This is a genomic window from Leifsonia sp. 1010 (genome assembly GCF_031455295.1).
Lineage (GTDB): Bacteria > Actinomycetota > Actinomycetes > Actinomycetales > Microbacteriaceae > Leifsonia.
In genome coordinates, this window is sequence record NZ_JAVDSL010000001.1 from 1553526 (window position 1) to 1569894 (window position 16369).

The window sequence follows — 16369 nt, forward strand, 5'->3', positions numbered from 1 at the left end:
GAGGTGAGAGTAGCCGCGCCCGCCGACAGTGGACCCACCCGGAAGAGCGCGCTGCGCCTCAGCGCGGCGGGCGGCACCGGATCAGGTCCAGGTCCCCGCTCACCCCGATCGGCCCGTCGGCGAACGCGGTGAGCACCGTCGCACCACGACCGAGCGGCACGGCCGCTCCGCCCTTCGTCTCCAGCGTCCCCTCTCCGCCGAGCACGACGAGCACGGAGAACCCGGGCTCGAGTTCGCGCGAGCCGGAGACGTGGATGCGCTCCGCCGAGAAGAACGGATCGGCATCGCCCGGGAACAGCGTCTCCGCACCGCGCCCCTGCCGCAGGTCGGCGATCCGCTCCTCGGGCGTGACCTCCCGGGTCAGTCCGTCGATCGCGGTCCGGAGGTCGAGGCCCAGCAGCGCGTCGTGCTCGGAGAGCATCCGTCGCTCCAGCAGGACCGAGAGGTCGGTGGGCTGCTGCAGCTCGACGAGGGTCACGCCGGGTCCGATCGCGTGCGCGAGCCCGGCCGGGACGAGCAGCGTGTCACCGGCGGCCAGCGGGACCGCGTTCATCGCATCGAGCATCGCGTCGGCGTCCTGGCCGTCCCACCAGCGGCGCACCTCGTCCGTCGACACGGGACGGCGGAATCCGAGGAACGCGGAGGCGCCCGTGTCGGCCTCGATGACCGCCCACGCCTCCGTCTTGCCGAGAGCGCTGTTCAGGTGGCGCGCGGCGAAGGCGTCGTCCGGGTGGTAGTGGACGAACAGCCGCTCTGCGGTGTAGAGCAGCTTCACGAGCAGCATCGTGCGTGCGCCGTAGCGGGCGACGTGCTCCTCGCCGAGGAAGGCCACGGGGTCGGCGGCGACCGCGTCGCGCAGTGTACGGCCGTCGGGCAGCACGGTGAGACCCACGCCGCCGCCCGCGAAGACCTCGGTGGTCGAGGCGACGAAGTCCTCGGGCGTGAACGGGCTCGGCTGCGGTGTGCCGCGGAATCGGGCGATGCCTGCACCACCCCGGTACGGCCGGTCGAGAGGCTGGTTCGGGCCGAGCAGCAGCGGCGTCGCAGTGGTCACCGACACAATGTAGTACCGCGTGCGCGGTGCCGGGACGGGCGCCCCGCTCGCGCTACGTTGGGACAATGCGTGCAGAGGACGGGCGGCTCGGTCGAGTCCGCCCGTTCTGGCTGCTGCGGAGCCGAGCGCAGCGCGGGACGCTCGTGTCCACCGGTCTCGTCGTGGTGGTGATCGCGTTCCTAGCGTCGCTGATGACCGGGCTGGCGCTCCGTTCTCCGGACACAGCGGTACGGGCCACGCTGCAGCACGAGCCGCCGGCGGCGACCTCGCTCGCGCTGCAGGCGTCGCAGGGCTCCGATCCGGCGGTTCAGGATGCCGCGGTGCGGTCGGTCGTGGCGCGGCAGTTCCGGGGGGTGCCGCTGCGGATCGCGCAGACGGCGTTCGTGCCGTCGGTCGGTGCGGCGGGCGGCGGCAGCGCGACCCTGCTGGTCGCCTCCGACGACCTGCGGGAGCGGGTGCGGCTGACGTCGGGACGCTGGCCCGCATCCACCTCCACGCCGTCGACGGGCGAGGCGGCGGTCGACGCCGAGTTCGCCCGCACGCACCGGCTGGCTCTCGGCGACACGGTCGTCTTCTCCGGCCCGGATGCCCCGGTCACCGTCACCGTGGTGGGCCTCTGGAGTCCGGTCGCCCCCGCGTCGCCGGCGTGGCTGGGCCTTGGGAGCGGTGCCGGCGGAACGGACGGCCGAGCGATCGTCCCGGACGCGGTGGCGGCCGAAGCGGGCGACGGCACGTCGGTGCAGTGGGTGCTCACCCCGGACGCCGACAGGGTCACCGCCGCACAACTCCCGAGGCTGCAGTCCGGGCTGGCCGCCGTCGCGGACGCCCTGAGCGAGGACTCGACCGCGGCCGCCAGCCCGTTCTCGTCGAACGGACGGGCGCTCGCGACGACGTCGGCCATGGAGCGTTCGGTCGTCGCCCTGCGCGCCGTCATCCCCATCCCGCTGAGCGTGCTCGCCGTGTGCGCGGTGATCGCGCTGGCGCTGCTCGGCCGTCTGCTGGCCGACGCGCGCCTCGTCGAGACGCGGCTCCTCCGGTCGCGCGGCGTGACCCTTCCATGGCTCGCCCGCGCGGCGGCTGTGGAGTCGGGCGCGGTCGCCCTCGTCGCGGTGATCGTGGGCACCGCTGCCGCCCAGCTGACGCTCCTCGCACTCACCGGAGGGCCCTCCGCGGGGCTCCCGGGAGCGGTGGATGTGCTGCTCCCGCCGCTCGCCGCCCTCGTCGCCGCCCTGGCCGCCGCCACGCTGACGACCGTGCTGTCGGCGCGTTCCCTCACCGACGCTCCTGGAGCCGTCGAGGCCGGCCGAGGCAGGACCGCCGTCTCCGCCGGCCTCGCGGTGCTGGCGATCATCGTCGCGGGCGTCGCCCTGTGGCGCTTCGTGGTGTTCAGCTCGTCGGCCGCCTCGGGCGGCGGGGGAGGGATCGACCCGGCCGGCGTCATCGCTCCGGCGGCGGTGCTCTGCGCCATCGCACTCCTCGGGCTGTCTCTGTTCGGTCCGGCGGCGGGTGCCGTCGAGCGGCTCGCGGGTCGCGGACGCGGCGTCGCCGGTGTGCTCCCCGCGCGCCAGGTCGGTCGCGGGATCGCGCTGTTCTCAGGACCCGTCGCCCTCATCGTCCTGACGGTCGGCGCGTTGACGTTCGCGGCGGGATACGCGGGCACGTTCTCCGGCTTCCTCCGTGACTCCACCCTGCTGACCACCGGAGGAGCGGTCCGCGCCGATCTCGGTGTCGGCGGCAGCCCGAATGACGGAAGCGACCTGTCCGGCGCCGAACGGCTCCAGAACACGGGTGTCACAGCGTCGCCCGCCATCGTCGAGGACGCCACCATCGGCGACACGGATGCCTCCGTGATCGTCATGGACACCGGTCGGCTCCCCGCTCTCGTTCCTGTGGGCGGATACCTGCTCGACACGGGGGCGCTCGCCGCATCCCTCCCCGACGGGGCCGGGCTGCCGGGAGCCGACCTGCCCGCCGACACCCGGTCGGTGGCGCTGCGCGTGACGGCGGTCTCGGGACAGGGCCCGAGCTCCGGCGCCGCGACGCCGACAGAGACGACGGTGTGGATGGCGACGGCAGCGGGCGAGGCCGTGCCGGTCACCGCGCGGCCGAGCGCCTCGGGCGACGTCGTCGTCGAGCTGCCGGAGAACCTCGGGCGGCGGCTCGTCGCCGTGGACGTCACGACCGAGTCCGCGGGGGCGACCGACGTGACGGTCGCCGTGACCGGCCTGCCCGTCGCGTCGAAGCCGGCCGGGGAGTGGTCGCTCGCGCCGGCGTCGTTCGGGTCGGAGACGCCGTTCCGAGCCGCCGGAGCCGGACGCGCGACCGCCGCCCTGCTGGAGGGGAGAGCGACGGTCCGCTTCGTTCCGGATGCCGAGCCGACGCTGCGGGTCGCCGTCACGTCGGCTCTCGCCGCCGACGACTCCCTCCGGGTGGGTCAGCAGATCGACGTGAACAGCCCGATCGGTGGACTGACCGCGACCGTCGCCCGTATCGTCCCGGCTTTGCCCGGGACGACGGCGGAGCGCGCCGTGCTCGCCGACTACTCCGCGGTGACCGCGCAGTTGCTCCGCACGACGCCCTCGGTGTCGCGGGCGACGTCGATCTGGGCCACCGGTGGGGACACGGAGGCCCTCGAGCGCGCTGCCGCAGGGGTCGCCGGACGGGATGCGGTGGTCACCACCGCGGAGGGGGACTTCGTGTCGCGCTTCCTCAGCGGGGCGGTGCTGAGCACCTGGCTGGGTGCGGCGGGCTGTGCGCTTCTGGCCGTCGCCGCGGTGGCGGCCGCGATCTCGTCGGCGCTGCGCCGTCGCCGGGGCGAGGTCGTCGTGCTCCGCGCTGTCGGCCTGTCGGCGAAGCAGCAGGCATGGACGCGACGGGCCGAGGTCATCGGGGTCTCGGCGGCAGCGGCCCTGTTCGGCCTGGCCGGTGGAGTGGTCGTCGTGCTGCTCGTCGGCAACACCCTTGCACGGCTCTCGGTCGTGACAGCGCCGTCGACGCTGTCAGTGCAGGGGCGCGTGGATCCGCTCGGGATGGGGATCGGCCTCGTCGCCCTCGTCGCTGCTCTCGCCGTCGCCGTCTGGGCGTACGGGCGGTCCGTGCGCCGGCAGGTGCACGACACGGCCTACCGGGAGGAGACCCGGTGAACGCGCGTCCCGTGTCGGACTTCCGGCTGTTCCTCCGCTCGCTCCGCGCGTTCGGCGGCGGCCTCGCCCTGCTCGGTGTCGTCGCGCTCGTGACGGCGACCGCTCTGGCGGCATGGCCCCGCGTGAGCAGCGAGATCCTGGGCGGCGAGCTCCGCCACGAACTCCAGCAGGCGGGGGCGGGCGGGCGCGACCTCACCACCGCGATCCGCACCGGCCTGATCTCCAACGGCCCTGCTGTCGATCCGGTCCAGCTGTGGAACGGCCTGCCCGGCATCGCGGAGAACGTCCGCGACCGGATGGCGCCGACGCTCCGGGCCGTGACCGCAGCGGGTGACGCCGCGGCGCGGAGCGACGAGCTGCCGACGCCCGCTCCCGCGGGCGCCGAGAGCAACAGCCACTACGCGGTCACCGTCGAGGCCTACCGGGACCTGCGGAAGACGGCGCGGCTCGTGGACGGCACGTGGCCGACAGCGACCGGGGCACCGACGGCTGCGCCGATCCCGGTGGTGCTCGCAGCCGATGCCGCACGGCTGCTCGGCTGGCGCGTCGGCGAGGACCGGCAGTCCTCGACCGCGCCGGGAGAGGCGCTCACCTTCCGCTTGACGGGAACGATCGCGCCGCGGGATGCGTCCGCCGACTTCTGGGATCTCGACGTCAGCCGGGCGCGCGGTCACTTCGTCGACCGGGGCGACGCCGGCAAGGACTTCGGAGCGGTCGCATGGGTCGATCCCGGAACGTGGACCGCGCTCGCACCGCGCCTCGACGCGACCTTCGCCTCCGTCTGGTTCCCCGTCGAGCCGCAGCGGTTCAGCTCCGAGACCCTCCCCGCCGTGCGGAGCGCACTGGGCGGGTTCCTGGCATCGCCCCTGTCGGCCACGGTGGGCGGCGCGGCCGTCCCGCTGGCGATCGCCACCGCGGTGCAGGGGCCGCTCGACGAGTTCGTGGCCCGCGCGCAGCCGGCTCAGACCCTGTTCGCGATCCTCGTCAGCGGCCCCCTGGTGGTCGCCCTGACCGTTCTCGCGCAGGGGGCTCGCCTGGTGCTGGACCGCCGGCGACCGGCGCTCGCCCTGATGACCGCGCGCGGCGCATCCCCGGTCCGCCTCCGCTCCGAGCTGGCGGCGCAGGGGTTGTTCGTGTCGCTCCCCGCCGCGGCGCTCGGACTGATCGCGGCGGTCGCGCTGACGCCCGGCGGCGTTCCGCTGGCACTCCCGGTCGCCCTCGCGGGCTTCTGCGCGGTGCTGCCCCCGATCGCGCTGGTGGTGGCTGCGGGGCCGCTGTCTCCGACGGTCGAGACGGGCGGGCGGTCGCGCTGGTCATGGGTGGCCGAGACCGTGGTGATCGGGCTGGCGGTGCTCAGCGTCGTACTGCTCACCCGACGCGGCCTCGCATCGCCGAGTGCCGGACTCGACGTCGACCCCCTCACCGCCGCCACCCCGGTGCTCGTGGCGCTCGCCGCCTGCGTGGTCGTCGTGCGGGTGATCCGGTACCCGATCGGCTGGATCGCGGCCGTCTTCCGGCGGGGCCGGGGACCGGTGGCATTCCTAGGCGCTTCGGCGGCCCGCCGATCGCGGTCCGGACTGCTCTGGCCGGTCTTCACCCTCGTCGCCGGTGTGAGCATCGCGCTCTTCTCCGTCAGCATGCTGGCCACGGCGACCGCCGGAGTGGCGGAGGGTGCGCGCATCCGGGTCGGGGCGGATCTGTCGCTCACCGCCGCATCCACTCTCAGCCAGCGGCAGGTGGATGCGGTCGCCGGCCTGTCGGGCGTCCAGCGCACCGCGACGGTGGAGTGGGCCGGAGGCCTGCGTCTGACGGCGGGCGGAGTGTCGTCGGACGTCTCCGGCTACCTCGTGGACCCCCGACGGCTGGACGCGGTGCAGGCGGACCTGCCGCCCGAGGCGCGGCTCTCCACCGCCCTGAAGGGCGGCATCCCCGGGCGCACCGCGGCCGCACTGGGCGGCTGGTCGAGCCAGATCCCCATCACCAGCGCGCTCGTCGTCACTGGCGGAACCAATGTGCACCTGGGGGTGAAGGAGCTCGACTTCGTTCCCGGTGTCTACGTACGCGATGCGGAATGGGTCTTCCTCGACTCCGCAGGGCTCCCGGCGTCGAGCGACATCTCGGGTCGTCCGCAGACCGTGCTGGTGAAGCTCGCTCCCGGCGCGGATGCGGCACGCATCCACGCCGAGCTCGCCCGGATCGGCGGGGAGGGAGCCGTGGTCGGCGACGCGATCGCCGAGCGCGACGCCCTGCGGTCGTCCCCGTTGGTCGCGGGCACCGAGCTGCTGGCCATGCTGTCCATCGGGCTGACCGTCCTGCTCTGCGTGGCCGCGTTGCTTCTCACGCTGGTCATCAACACGTCGGCGCGGGTGCGGCTCGTCGCGACGCTGCGGACCATCGGATACACCTCGCGCCAGACCGCCGGGGTGCTCGCCTGGGAGCTGGGGCCGGTGCTCGTCGTGGGCATCCTCGCCGGAGCCGTCGTCGGGCTCGTGCTGCCCGCCGTCGTGCTGGAGCCGCTCGACCTGCGCGGCTTCACCGGCAGTCCCGTCCAGCCGCCCGTCGTGCAGGACCCTCTGCTGGTCGCTGCGGCGCTGGCCGGATTCGTCGTCGTCGCCGTCGTGGCGACGCTCGTCGCCCTCGCGGCGGCACGTCGCCGTTCGGCGGCGGCCGTGCTGCGCATCGGAGGAGGAGAATGACCACCGTGACCGCCCCTGCCGACGCAGCCATCGACTGCACCGACCTGGTGCGCATCTTCACGGCCGACGGCATCGAGGTGCAGGCACTGCAAGGGCTCACCCTGCGCGTCGAGAGCGGTGGCCTGGTCGCCATCGTCGGGGCGTCCGGCTCCGGCAAGTCGACGCTGCTCGGCATCCTCTCCGGACTCGACAAGCCGACGGCCGGGTCGGTGACCGTGGCCGGCCGCGACCTGCTCGCGCTGCGCAGCCGCGAGCGCGTGGACTACCGGCGACGGACGGTCGGATTCGTCTGGCAGCAGACCTCCCGCAACCTCCTCGGCTACCTGACCGCCCGCGAGAACCTGGCCCTCGCGATGTCCGTCGCCGGAACCGGCGACCGCGACCGACGCGCCGCCGAACTGCTGGAGCTGCTCGAGGTCGGGCACTGCGCCGACCGCCGCCCGACCGAGATGTCCGGCGGGGAGCAGCAGCGCGTCGCGATCGCGGTCGCCCTGGCCAACGAGCCGCGGGTGCTGCTCGCCGACGAACCGACGGGCGAGCTGGATGAGGCCACCAGTGCCGAGGTGCTGGAGGCCATGCGCGGGGTCAACCGCGAACTCGGCGTCACCACGCTGATCGTCACGCACGACCCCACCGTCTCGGAGCATGTGGCGCGCACCGTCCAGATCCGCGACGGGCGCACGGCGACTGAGGTGCTGCGGCGCACGGGCGTCAACGCGGAGGGCCACGAGCACACCGTCGCCGAGGAGTACGCCGTGCTCGACCGGGTGGGGCGGCTGCAGCTGCCGCAGGAGTACCTCACCACCCTCGGGATGCGCGACCGCGTCCGCCTGGCGCTGGAGCAGGACCATGTGGGCGTCTGGCCGCATGCCGCAGAGGAGCCGCACGCAGCAGAAGAGGAGGGCAGGCCGTGACGATCGCAGAGACCCGGCCGGGTCGGCCGGACAGCGAGCAGGACGTCCCGCTGCTCGTGGCCGACGGGGTGACCCGCACCTTCGAAACGGCGGCGGGGACCGTGACGGCGCTCGCCGAAGCGAGCCTGACCGTCCGTCCCGGTGAGCTCGTCGTGGTGAAGGGCCCGTCGGGTTCCGGCAAGACGACCCTCCTGAACGTGCTGAGCGGCCTCGACCGGGCGAGCAGCGGTCGCGTGGTGCTCGACGGCGTCGATCTGTCGACGGCGTCGGAGGCGCAGCTGGTCGAGCTGCGGCGCCGCAGCACCGGATTCGTCTTCCAGTCGTTCGGACTCGTGCCGGTGCTGTCCGCGGCGGAGAACGTCGAGCTGCCGCTCCGCCTCCTCGGCATCGCCCCCGCGGAGCGGGACGCCCGGGTGGAGGCGCTGCTCGACAGCGTCGGGCTCGGCGGCCACGCGCGGCAGCGGCCGACCGAACTCTCCGGCGGTCAGCAGCAGCGCGTCGGCATCGCGCGTGCGCTGGCGGGTGAGCCGCGCATCCTGTTCGCCGACGAGCCGACCGGGCAGCTGGACAGCGTGACCGGCCGGGCGATCATGGACCTGCTGGTCGACCTCGTCCACGGTGAGGGGATCGCCGCGGTCGTGACCACGCACGATCCGTTGCTGATGGCCCGGGCCGACCGTGTCCTCGAACTGCACGACGGGCGGCTGGGCGCCGGGACGTCACGCCCGCGCGGCCGCCACGCGGCGCCCCTCGTGGGCGGCGAAGTGGCCGACGACGGCGGCGGCCGCGGTCACCACCGTGGCGAGTCCGAGCGGTAGGGCGATCCCGAATCGCAGCAGGAGCGCCCCGACCAGGGCGCCCAGCGCGATGAGCACGACCGCGCCCGCGCGCCGGCGCCACGGCTGGCCGGAGCCCCCGGCGAGCACCGAGTCGGCGGCGAGGCCGGTGATGGTGGAGGTCACGACGACCGTCGTCACGTCCTTCACCGCCAGGTGGCGGGCGACCGCGGCCTGGAACCCCATCGCCGCGGCGAGCAGGACGGTGATGCCGAGCTCCCACGGCTTCGGCGGGACGCCGCCGGTCGCGATCGTGACTCCGGTGAGTACCGCCAGAGCGGCGGCGACAGCGGTGAACGACCAGCTCGTCCGCGTGTTCCAGCCGATCGTCTCGCGCCGCAGCGTCCGCCCGCCGATCACGGCTCCTGCCATGAACGCGATCAGCGCGACCAGGGGCCCGACCCACGGCAGCCCTTCGGCGCCCACGATGGCCATTCCGAGGATCACCACGTTGCCGGTCATGTTGCCCGCGAACACCTTGTCGAGGCCCAGGTAACCGACCGCGTCGACGATCCCGGTCGAGAAGGTGAGCGCGAGCATCAGCACGAGGGTCATCTCGCTCTGCCGCTTGCTGTCGTCTGTCATCGGTCCGCCTTCCTGCCCCAGACAGGATCGCACGGGGGCGCGCGGAGGCCCGCATCGGGGTGCTCGATAACGACTTCGTAACGGCCGTTTGCGTCAACGCGTTTGACGCTCATAGCGTGACGTCAATCGATTGAAGTCAACCGATTGACGTACAGAGCAAGGGAGCGCCGATGCTGACGATGAAGGACATCGCCTCGCACGTCGGCGTCTCCGTGTCGAGCGTCAGCCTGGTGCTCAGCGGTCGTGGCGAGGGCCGCGTCAACGCGTCGGTCGCCCAGCGCATCAAGCAGGTCGCGGACGAGCTCGGGTACGTGCCCAATCAGCTGGCGCGGTCGCTCAAGACCAAGCAGAGCCGCACGATCGGGATGGTGTCCGACCAGGTCGCGACGGTGCCGTTCTCCGGTCACATGCTCGCGGGCGCGCAGCAGGCGGCGTGGGACAGCGGCTTCATGCTGATGCTCATCGACACCTACGGCAACGACGAGGTGCAGACGCCGGCGGTGCAGTCCCTCCTCCAGCGCAACATCGAGGGCCTGATCGTCGCGACCAACTTCCACAAGCTGGTGGAGCTGCCGCTCGTCCCGCCGACGATGCCGGTCGTCATCCTCGACGGGCGTCCCTCCGTGGAGGATGCGCATCCCACGGTCGACTACGTCGTGCCCGACGAGGAACTGGGCGCGTACACCTCGACCCGTCTGCTCATCGAGGCCGGCCACACCCGGATCGGCTTCTGCGACGTCCGCGCCTACCCGATCGCCTCGCGGCTGCGCGCCCGCGGCCACGAGCGCGCGCTGGCGGAGGCCGGCCTCCGCCGGGACGAGAGCCTCACCGTGGTCGCGGAGGACGCGGCCACGCGGTTCGCGGTCGAGCCTGCCCGGCAGCTGCTCGACCGGGAGGACAGGCCGACCGCCGTGTTCTGCTTCAGCGACCAGACCGCGATGGGCTTCTACCAGGTGGCGCGTCACCTCGGGCTCGACATCCCCGGTGACCTCTCGATCGCCGGCTTCGACAACCAGGAGTTCGTCGCGGAGGCGCTCGACCCGGGACTCACGACCGTGCAGCTGCCGCACCGCGACATGGGTGAATGGGCGGTGCGCCGCGTGGTCGGACGCCTCGACGGATCCCTCGACGGCGCCGAGCGCGAAGGGTTCCTCATGCCCTGTGCGCCCGTCCTCCGGCACTCGATCGGGCCGCCTTCCGGCACCTGACCGCGTCCCGGGCCACGCATCCGGCCCCCACATCCCGAAGCACCGACCGGAGACACCGGTGGCGGGAGCCTGCCCGCCCGCCCGCCGTCCTCCTCACCATGCCCACCATCCGCACCACCCGAACACCCGCACCCCGAACACCCGATGCAAAGGAGCAACGCAATGACAACACCCCGGAAACCGGGCGGCCGCACCGTCGCCCGCCTCGCCGCCGCAGCAGCGGCGGTCGCCGTGGCCGCCGCCGGCCTCGTCGGCTGCAGCAGCGGCAACGGCGGAGACGCCGGCAAGACGTTCACGATCCTCCAGTACGAGGACCCGAAGACGGCGCAGGGCCAGGGCTGGCAGCTGGCCCTCGAGATGTTCAAGAAGAAGCATCCCGACGTGAAGGTCGACTTCCAGACCACCAGCTTCGACGCCGTCCGCAAGAACGCCAAGCTCACCCTCGGCGGCAACAAGGTGCCCGACGTCGTCGAGTTCAACAAGGGCAACGCCGACGGCGGCCAGCTCGCCAGCCAGGGACTGCTCACGCCGCTGAACGACCAGGTGGAGAAGTACGGCTGGGACAAGAAGGTCACCGGCGGCATGCAGTCCTTCGCCAAGTACGACGAGCAGGGCAAGGCCGGCTCCGGCGACTGGTACGGCATCCCCAACATCGGCGAGTACGTCACCTTCTACTACAACAAGGACCTCTTCGCGAAGGCCGGCATCACCGCCGAGCCGAAGACCATGGACGAGTTCGTCGCGGCGATGCAGAAGCTGCAGGCCGCCGGGATCACGCCGGTGTCATCCTCGGCATCGACCAACCAGGGCTTCAACCAGATGTGGGTCTGGTACTCGCTCGTCTCCGCCTACGCCGACCGGAAGCAGATCGACGACTTCATGTTCCTGAAGGGCAAGGTCGACTTCTCCGCGGACCCGTGGAAGAAGGGCACCGAGCAGTTCCAGGACTGGATCGACAAGGGCTACCTCGGCACCGACCTCGCCGGCCTCACCTACGAGCAGGCGAACGTCAACTTCCTGAGCGGAAAGACCGGGATGCTCATCTGGAACAACGGCGTGTTCTCGCGGGTGAAGGACCAGAAGGACTTCGCCTGGGGCTACTTCACCCTGCCCGGCGCGAACATGTCGATGGGGTCGTCCGGCCACCTGTGGGGCGTGCCCGCCAAGGCGAAGAACAAGGACCTCGCCTACGACTGGATCGACACGACGCTGAGCCCGGAGGTCCAGAACAAGATCGGCGAACTCGGCGGCCTCCCGCTCGCGGGCGACTCCTCGAAGATCACCGACCCGGTGACCCGCGCGTACACCGAGCGCTTCGACGAGATCGTCAAGGCGGACACCCTGACCTTCTACCCGGACTACCCGGTTCCGGGATTCCTGGACTTCATCCAGACCAACATGGCCGCGATGTCCAACAAGAACGAGACGGCGGACGAGTACATCCAGAAGCTCCAGAAGTTCTACGACGACGGCAAGAAGGCGACCGACCAGGGCTGAGTGGATGGGCGGGGCCGCCGACGCGCGGCCCCGCCCCTCCCTCCGGACCCGGAGAGCATGACATGACGACAGCGACCTCCGCCGCGGCACCCCCGCTGCGGCGCCGACGCCCCGCACGACGCGCCGGCTACTGGATGTACCTCCTCCCGATGATCATCGGGACGGCGGTGATCGTCCTCCTCCCGTTCGCGATGAACGTGTTCATCAGCCTGTTCCGCTGGAAGGGCGGCATCGCGCCGATGCGGTGGAACGGCCTGCAGAACTACGTGGACCTGCTGCACGACTCGCAGTTCTGGCTGGCCTTCACCAACACGATCTTCATGATCGTCGGCATCGTGATCGTCCCCACCCTGCTCGGACTGCTGCTCGCAGCGATGCTCTTCGACTACATCGGCCGGGAGTTCGGCGGCAGGACCGCCGCGTTCCTCCGGGCCACCTACTATCTGCCGCAGATCCTCCCGATCGCGGTGGCCGGCTTCATCTGGAGCTGGGTGCTCGCCACCCAGAACGGCCTGCTCAACAGCGTGATCGAAGCGCTGGGCGTGAAGAGTCCGCCGGACTGGCTCGGCGACCCGAGCATCGCGATCTACGCCGTCATGCTCATGCTGATCTGGCTCCAGCTCGGCTACCCGGTCGTGATCTTCATGGCCGCCCTCCAGCGCGTCGACCCGGAGCTGTACGAAGCAGCCTCCCTCGACGGCGCCGGCTGGTGGCGGCGGTTCCGCGCGATCACGGTCCCGCAGATCCGGCCGGAAGTGTTCGTCGTGGTGATCACCGCGACCGTCGGGGCGCTCAAGGTCTTCGCGCCCATCCTCATCCTCACCGGAGGCGGGCCGGAGGGCTCGACCGTCGTGCCGTCCTACTACTCGTACCGGAACTTCTTCGAGCTCTCCAAGGTCGGCTACGGCTCCGCCATCGCGACTGCCATGTCCATCGTCATCTTCCTCGTCGCCGGCGTCATGCTCTGGCTCCAGCGGCGGGGCGCTCGAGAGGAGGCCGCCGGATGACCACGACGACCGCACCCACCGACTCCCGTCCGCGCCGGGTCGATGCGCCGCAGCGGACCGTCCGCGCGGGCACCCGTCGACGCCGCCCGCGCCGGCCGCTCCGGTGGCTCATCCTCGCCGCCGCCGTGCTGATCGCGCTGGTGATGCTCGCGCCGCTCGTCCTGCTCGTGCTCAATGCGTTCAAGACCGGCACCGACTACTCGGCGCACGGCCCGCTCGCGCTTCCGACCAGCTGGAGCCTGCAGTCGTTCCAGGACTACCTCGACCGCGTCGACTTCCTCCGCGCGCTGTGGAACTCGGTGGTCATCTCGACGCTGGTGGCCCTGCTGGGAACGCTCGTCTCGCTGCTCAGCGCCTACGCGATCGGCGTCGGCCGGGTGCGCGGGAGCACGGCGCTGCTCGCCGTCTTCCTGCTGGCGACGATGCTGCCGCAGGAGGCGCTGATCTACCCGCTGTTCTACGGGGCGCAGGCGACGGGCACCTTCAACACCGTGTGGAGCGTCATCATCGTCTTCACCGTGCTCCAGGCGGCCTTCGGCACCTACCTGCTGTCGAGCGTGATGTCGACGCTGCCGCCGTCGCTGCTGGAGGCCGCCGCGCTCGACGGCGCCGGACGCTGGCGCATCCTCTGGTCGGTGGTCTATCCGGTGATGCGGCCGACGCTCTCGGTGCTGATGGTGTTCTTCTTCGTCTGGACGTGGAACGAGTTCTACATCCCGCTCATCCTGCTCTCCGACCAGTCGGTGCAGACCGTGCCGATCGCCCTGGCGACCCTGCAGGGTCAGAACTCCATCGACATCACCTCGCTGAACGCCGGGTCGCTGCTCTCGCTGCTGCCGACCCTCGTGTTCTTCATCATCTTCCAGCGCACCCTGAGCCGCGGCGTGACCGTCGGCTCGGTCAAGTAGCGGCCCGACCCATCCATCCGATCCACTCATCAGACCTGAGGAGAACCGTGCTTCCCACCCTGTCCGACCTGCTCGCCGCCGACGGCGTGCGCTCCCGCTCCATCAACGCGGAGAACCCCACCGGCGCACCCGGCGCGGCTGCGGCGGCGAGCTCGCACCTCGGTCCCGGCCGGAAGGGCAGCGCGTACGCGGCGCTGCCCGCCGGCGGCAGCCTGACGCTCGCCGACATCGAGGGCCCCGGCGTCATCCGCCACATCTGGATCACGGTCCCCGACCGCACGGACGGCGGACCGTTCGTGCTGCGCGACCTGGTGCTGCGGATGTACTGGGACGACGAGGAGCAGCCCGCGGTCGAGGCGCCCCTCGGCGACTTCTTCTGCAACGGCTTCGCCGCGCGGGCGCTGGTCACGTCCGAGCCGATCGTGGTGGCGCCGACCGGTGGGATGAACTCCTACATCCCGATGCCGTTCCGGCGGCGCGCGCGCATCGTGCTCGACAGCGACCACGCGGCCTCCGTCGACCACGTCTTCTTCCAGGTCGACTACACCGTCGGCGACGACATCCCCGAAGGGACGCCGCTGTTCCACGCGCAGTGGCGGCGCTCCAACGCGACCACGGCACTGGGGGAGGACCACGTCATCCTCGACGGCGTCACCGGCCGCGGCCGCTACCTCGGCACCTACATCGGAGTGGCTTCGCTCTCGCGGTACTGGTGGGGCGAGGGCGAGGTGAAGTTCTTCGTCGATGGCGACACCGACCTCCCGACGCTGTGCAGCACCGGGCTCGAGGACTACGCGGGCGGCGCCTGGGCATTCCAGGACGAGTTGCGCCACGATCCCGAGCCCGTTCCGCTGACGTTCAGTGCGCCGTACTGCGGTTATCCGTTCTTCAGCACGCGTGACGAGACGCGCGGGGGTACGTTCATCACCTCCACGGCGCCGATGCACGCGGTGTACCGCTGGCACCTGCCCGACCCGATCTTCTTCGAGAGCGACCTGCGCGTGACCGTGCAGCAGATCGGCGTCTGGGACAAGGGCCTCTTCGAGCGCACCGACGACGTCTTCTCCGTCGCCTACTGGTACCAGTCCGGCCCGCAGCCGGAGGCGCCGGCCTTCCCGGACGCCGCGGCCCGCGTCCCGCGCTGATCGGCGTCAGTCGACGAGCAGGGGGCCGACCTCGTGCTCGTAGAGGGATGAGGCGAGCATCTCCATCCCGATGCCCGGCGCCAGCGGCGCGCGGTAGCGGCCGCCGGTCACCTCGGCCGGGGTGACGAAGTGCTCGTGCAGGTGCGTCGTGTACTCGATCATCCGGCCCTCCTGGCTGCCGGAGACGGCGACGAAGTCGAACATCGAGAAGTGCTGCACCGCCTCGCACAGGCCTACGCCGCCGGCATGCGGGCACACCGGGACGCCGAATTTCGCCGCGAGCAGCAGGATCGCGATGTTCTCGTTGACCCCGGCGACCCGGGTCGAGTCGATCTGGACGATGGAGGCGGCGCCCGCCTGCAGCAGCTGCTTGAACAGCACCCGGCTCATGCCGTGCTCGCCGGTCGCGATCGGGACGGGCGCCACGGCCTCGGCGATCGCCCCATGCGCGAGCACATCGTCCGGGCTGGTGGGCTCCTCGACCCAGGCGAGGTCGAACGGCTGGAGGGCGCGGATCCACTCGATGGCCTGGTCGCGGTCCCAGCGCTGGTTGGCGTCGATGGCGATCCGGATGTCGGGGCCGACCGTGTCGCGGGCCACGCGAAGACGGCGGAGGTCGTCGTCGAGCCGGTCGCCGACCTTGAGCTTGATCTGCGTGAAGCCGTCGTCGACGGCCTCGCGCGCCAGGCGCCGCAGCTTCTCGTCGGAGTAGCCGAGCCAGCCAGGCGTGGTCGTGTATCCGGGATACCCGTCGGCGAGCAGTTCGGCTTCGCGCGCGGCGCGGCCCGGCTCCGCCGCGCGAAGCAGCTCGAGCGCCTGCTCCGGGGTCAGGGCGTCGGTGAGGTACCGGAAGTCGACGAGCGAGACGAGCTCCTCCGGCGACATGCGGGAGAGCAGCTGCCACAACGGGAGGCCGGCGCGCTTGGCCTTGAGGTCCCAGAACGCATTGACGACGGCGCCGATGGCCATGTGCATGACGCCCTTCTCGGGGCCGAGCCAGCGCAGCTGCGAGTCGTGGACGAACTCGCGCCAGAACCCGCCGAGGTCGTCCAGGATCGCTTCGACGTTCCTGCCCTCCACGCGGTGGGCGATGGCCTCGATGGCGGCGACCTGGACGTCGTTGCCGCGTCCGATGGTGAACACGAAGGCGTGGCCCTCGTGGCCGTCCGGGGCGTCGGTCGTAACGCGCAGGTAGGCGGCGGAGTAGTCCGGGTCCGGGTTCATCGCGTCCGACCCGTCCAGCAGGGCGGATGTCTCGAACCGCACATCCAGGGTCTCGAAGCCCGTGACGATGCTCACGCCGTTGTCCTCTCGCTCGCCGTTGCTCAATATCCTATTGGATATAGCCCTACGAGCGCCAGCAGAAAGGGAAGCGA

Annotated in this window: 12 protein-coding genes; 9 read left to right on the forward strand and 3 right to left on the reverse strand. The window is 71.7% G+C overall.

Annotated features, from left to right (window positions below):
• Window positions 1–58 precede the first annotated feature (58 nt).
• Window positions 59–1054, reverse strand: coding sequence for a hypothetical protein (locus J2Y42_RS07605; RefSeq protein ID WP_309856465.1), 996 nt, complete (start codon window positions 1052–1054; stop codon window positions 59–61).
• Between the two features lie 65 nt (window positions 1055–1119).
• Between J2Y42_RS07605 and J2Y42_RS07610 the strand changes: the two genes are divergently transcribed.
• From J2Y42_RS07610 to J2Y42_RS07625, 4 genes are read left to right on the forward strand one after another with little or no spacing between them, the layout of a single operon-like run.
• Complete coding sequence (locus J2Y42_RS07610; RefSeq protein ID WP_309856467.1) at window positions 1120–4197, forward strand: FtsX-like permease family protein; 3078 nt, start codon at window positions 1120–1122, stop codon at window positions 4195–4197.
• Complete coding sequence (locus J2Y42_RS07615; protein ID WP_309856469.1) at window positions 4194–6893, forward strand: FtsX-like permease family protein; 2700 nt, start codon at window positions 4194–4196, stop codon at window positions 6891–6893. The genes J2Y42_RS07610 and J2Y42_RS07615 overlap by 4 nt, the downstream gene beginning before the upstream one ends.
• On the forward strand, window positions 6890–7807 hold the full coding sequence (locus J2Y42_RS07620) for an ABC transporter ATP-binding protein (protein WP_309856471.1): 918 nt from the start codon (window positions 6890–6892) through the stop codon (window positions 7805–7807). The genes J2Y42_RS07615 and J2Y42_RS07620 overlap by 4 nt, the downstream gene beginning before the upstream one ends.
• Window positions 7804–8625, forward strand: coding sequence for an ABC transporter ATP-binding protein (locus J2Y42_RS07625; RefSeq protein WP_309856473.1), 822 nt, complete (start codon window positions 7804–7806; stop codon window positions 8623–8625). Before J2Y42_RS07620 ends, J2Y42_RS07625 begins: the two co-directional genes overlap by 4 nt.
• Here J2Y42_RS07625 and J2Y42_RS07630 read toward each other — a convergent pair.
• Window positions 8527–9228 (reverse strand): YoaK family protein, encoded by a 702-nt coding sequence (locus J2Y42_RS07630; RefSeq protein WP_309856474.1) that lies wholly within the window; start codon window positions 9226–9228, stop codon window positions 8527–8529. The two genes, J2Y42_RS07625 and J2Y42_RS07630, sit on opposite strands and share 99 nt — an antisense overlap.
• 170 nt (window positions 9229–9398) lie before the next feature.
• Here J2Y42_RS07630 and J2Y42_RS07635 point away from each other — a divergent pair, with 170 nt between their 5' ends.
• From J2Y42_RS07635 to J2Y42_RS07655, 5 genes are all read left to right on the forward strand, one after another.
• Complete coding sequence (locus J2Y42_RS07635) at window positions 9399–10436, forward strand: LacI family DNA-binding transcriptional regulator (RefSeq protein ID WP_309856476.1); 1038 nt, start codon at window positions 9399–9401, stop codon at window positions 10434–10436.
• Between the two features lie 162 nt (window positions 10437–10598).
• Window positions 10599–11933: an extracellular solute-binding protein gene (locus J2Y42_RS07640; protein WP_309856478.1), complete on the forward strand. Its 1335-nt coding sequence runs from the start codon at window positions 10599–10601 to the stop codon at window positions 11931–11933.
• A gap of 149 nt (window positions 11934–12082) precedes the next feature.
• A complete protein-coding gene (locus J2Y42_RS07645) occupies window positions 12083–12940 on the forward strand; it encodes a carbohydrate ABC transporter permease (RefSeq protein ID WP_396427150.1) in 858 nt (285 codons plus the stop codon).
• Window positions 12937–13848, forward strand: coding sequence for a carbohydrate ABC transporter permease (locus J2Y42_RS07650; RefSeq protein WP_309856481.1), 912 nt, complete (start codon window positions 12937–12939; stop codon window positions 13846–13848). The genes J2Y42_RS07645 and J2Y42_RS07650 overlap by 4 nt, the downstream gene beginning before the upstream one ends.
• Window positions 13849–13895: 47 nt before the next feature.
• Window positions 13896–14993: a glycoside hydrolase family 172 protein gene (locus J2Y42_RS07655; RefSeq protein WP_309856484.1), complete on the forward strand. Its 1098-nt coding sequence runs from the start codon at window positions 13896–13898 to the stop codon at window positions 14991–14993.
• A 6-nt stretch (window positions 14994–14999) separates the two neighbouring features.
• On the opposite strand, the gene J2Y42_RS07660 is transcribed toward J2Y42_RS07655, so the two are convergent.
• On the reverse strand, window positions 15000–16292 hold the full coding sequence (locus J2Y42_RS07660) for an enolase C-terminal domain-like protein (RefSeq protein ID WP_309856486.1): 1293 nt from the start codon (window positions 16290–16292) through the stop codon (window positions 15000–15002).
• Window positions 16293–16369 lie beyond the last annotated feature (77 nt).

Coding starts and splice junctions, on each gene's coding strand:
- J2Y42_RS07610 (WP_309856467.1), top strand. CDS start 1,120: ATGCGTGCAGAGGACGGGCGGCTCGGTCGAGTCCGCCCGTTCTGGCTG.
- J2Y42_RS07645 (WP_396427150.1), top strand. CDS start 12,083: ATGATCATCGGGACGGCGGTGATCGTCCTCCTCCCGTTCGCGATGAAC.
- J2Y42_RS07650 (WP_309856481.1), top strand. CDS start 12,937: ATGACCACGACGACCGCACCCACCGACTCCCGTCCGCGCCGGGTCGAT.
- J2Y42_RS07620 (WP_309856471.1), top strand. CDS start 6,890: ATGACCACCGTGACCGCCCCTGCCGACGCAGCCATCGACTGCACCGAC.
- J2Y42_RS07630 (WP_309856474.1), bottom strand. CDS start 9,228: ATGACAGACGACAGCAAGCGGCAGAGCGAGATGACCCTCGTGCTGATG.
- J2Y42_RS07635 (WP_309856476.1), top strand. CDS start 9,399: ATGCTGACGATGAAGGACATCGCCTCGCACGTCGGCGTCTCCGTGTCG.
- J2Y42_RS07640 (WP_309856478.1), top strand. CDS start 10,599: ATGACAACACCCCGGAAACCGGGCGGCCGCACCGTCGCCCGCCTCGCC.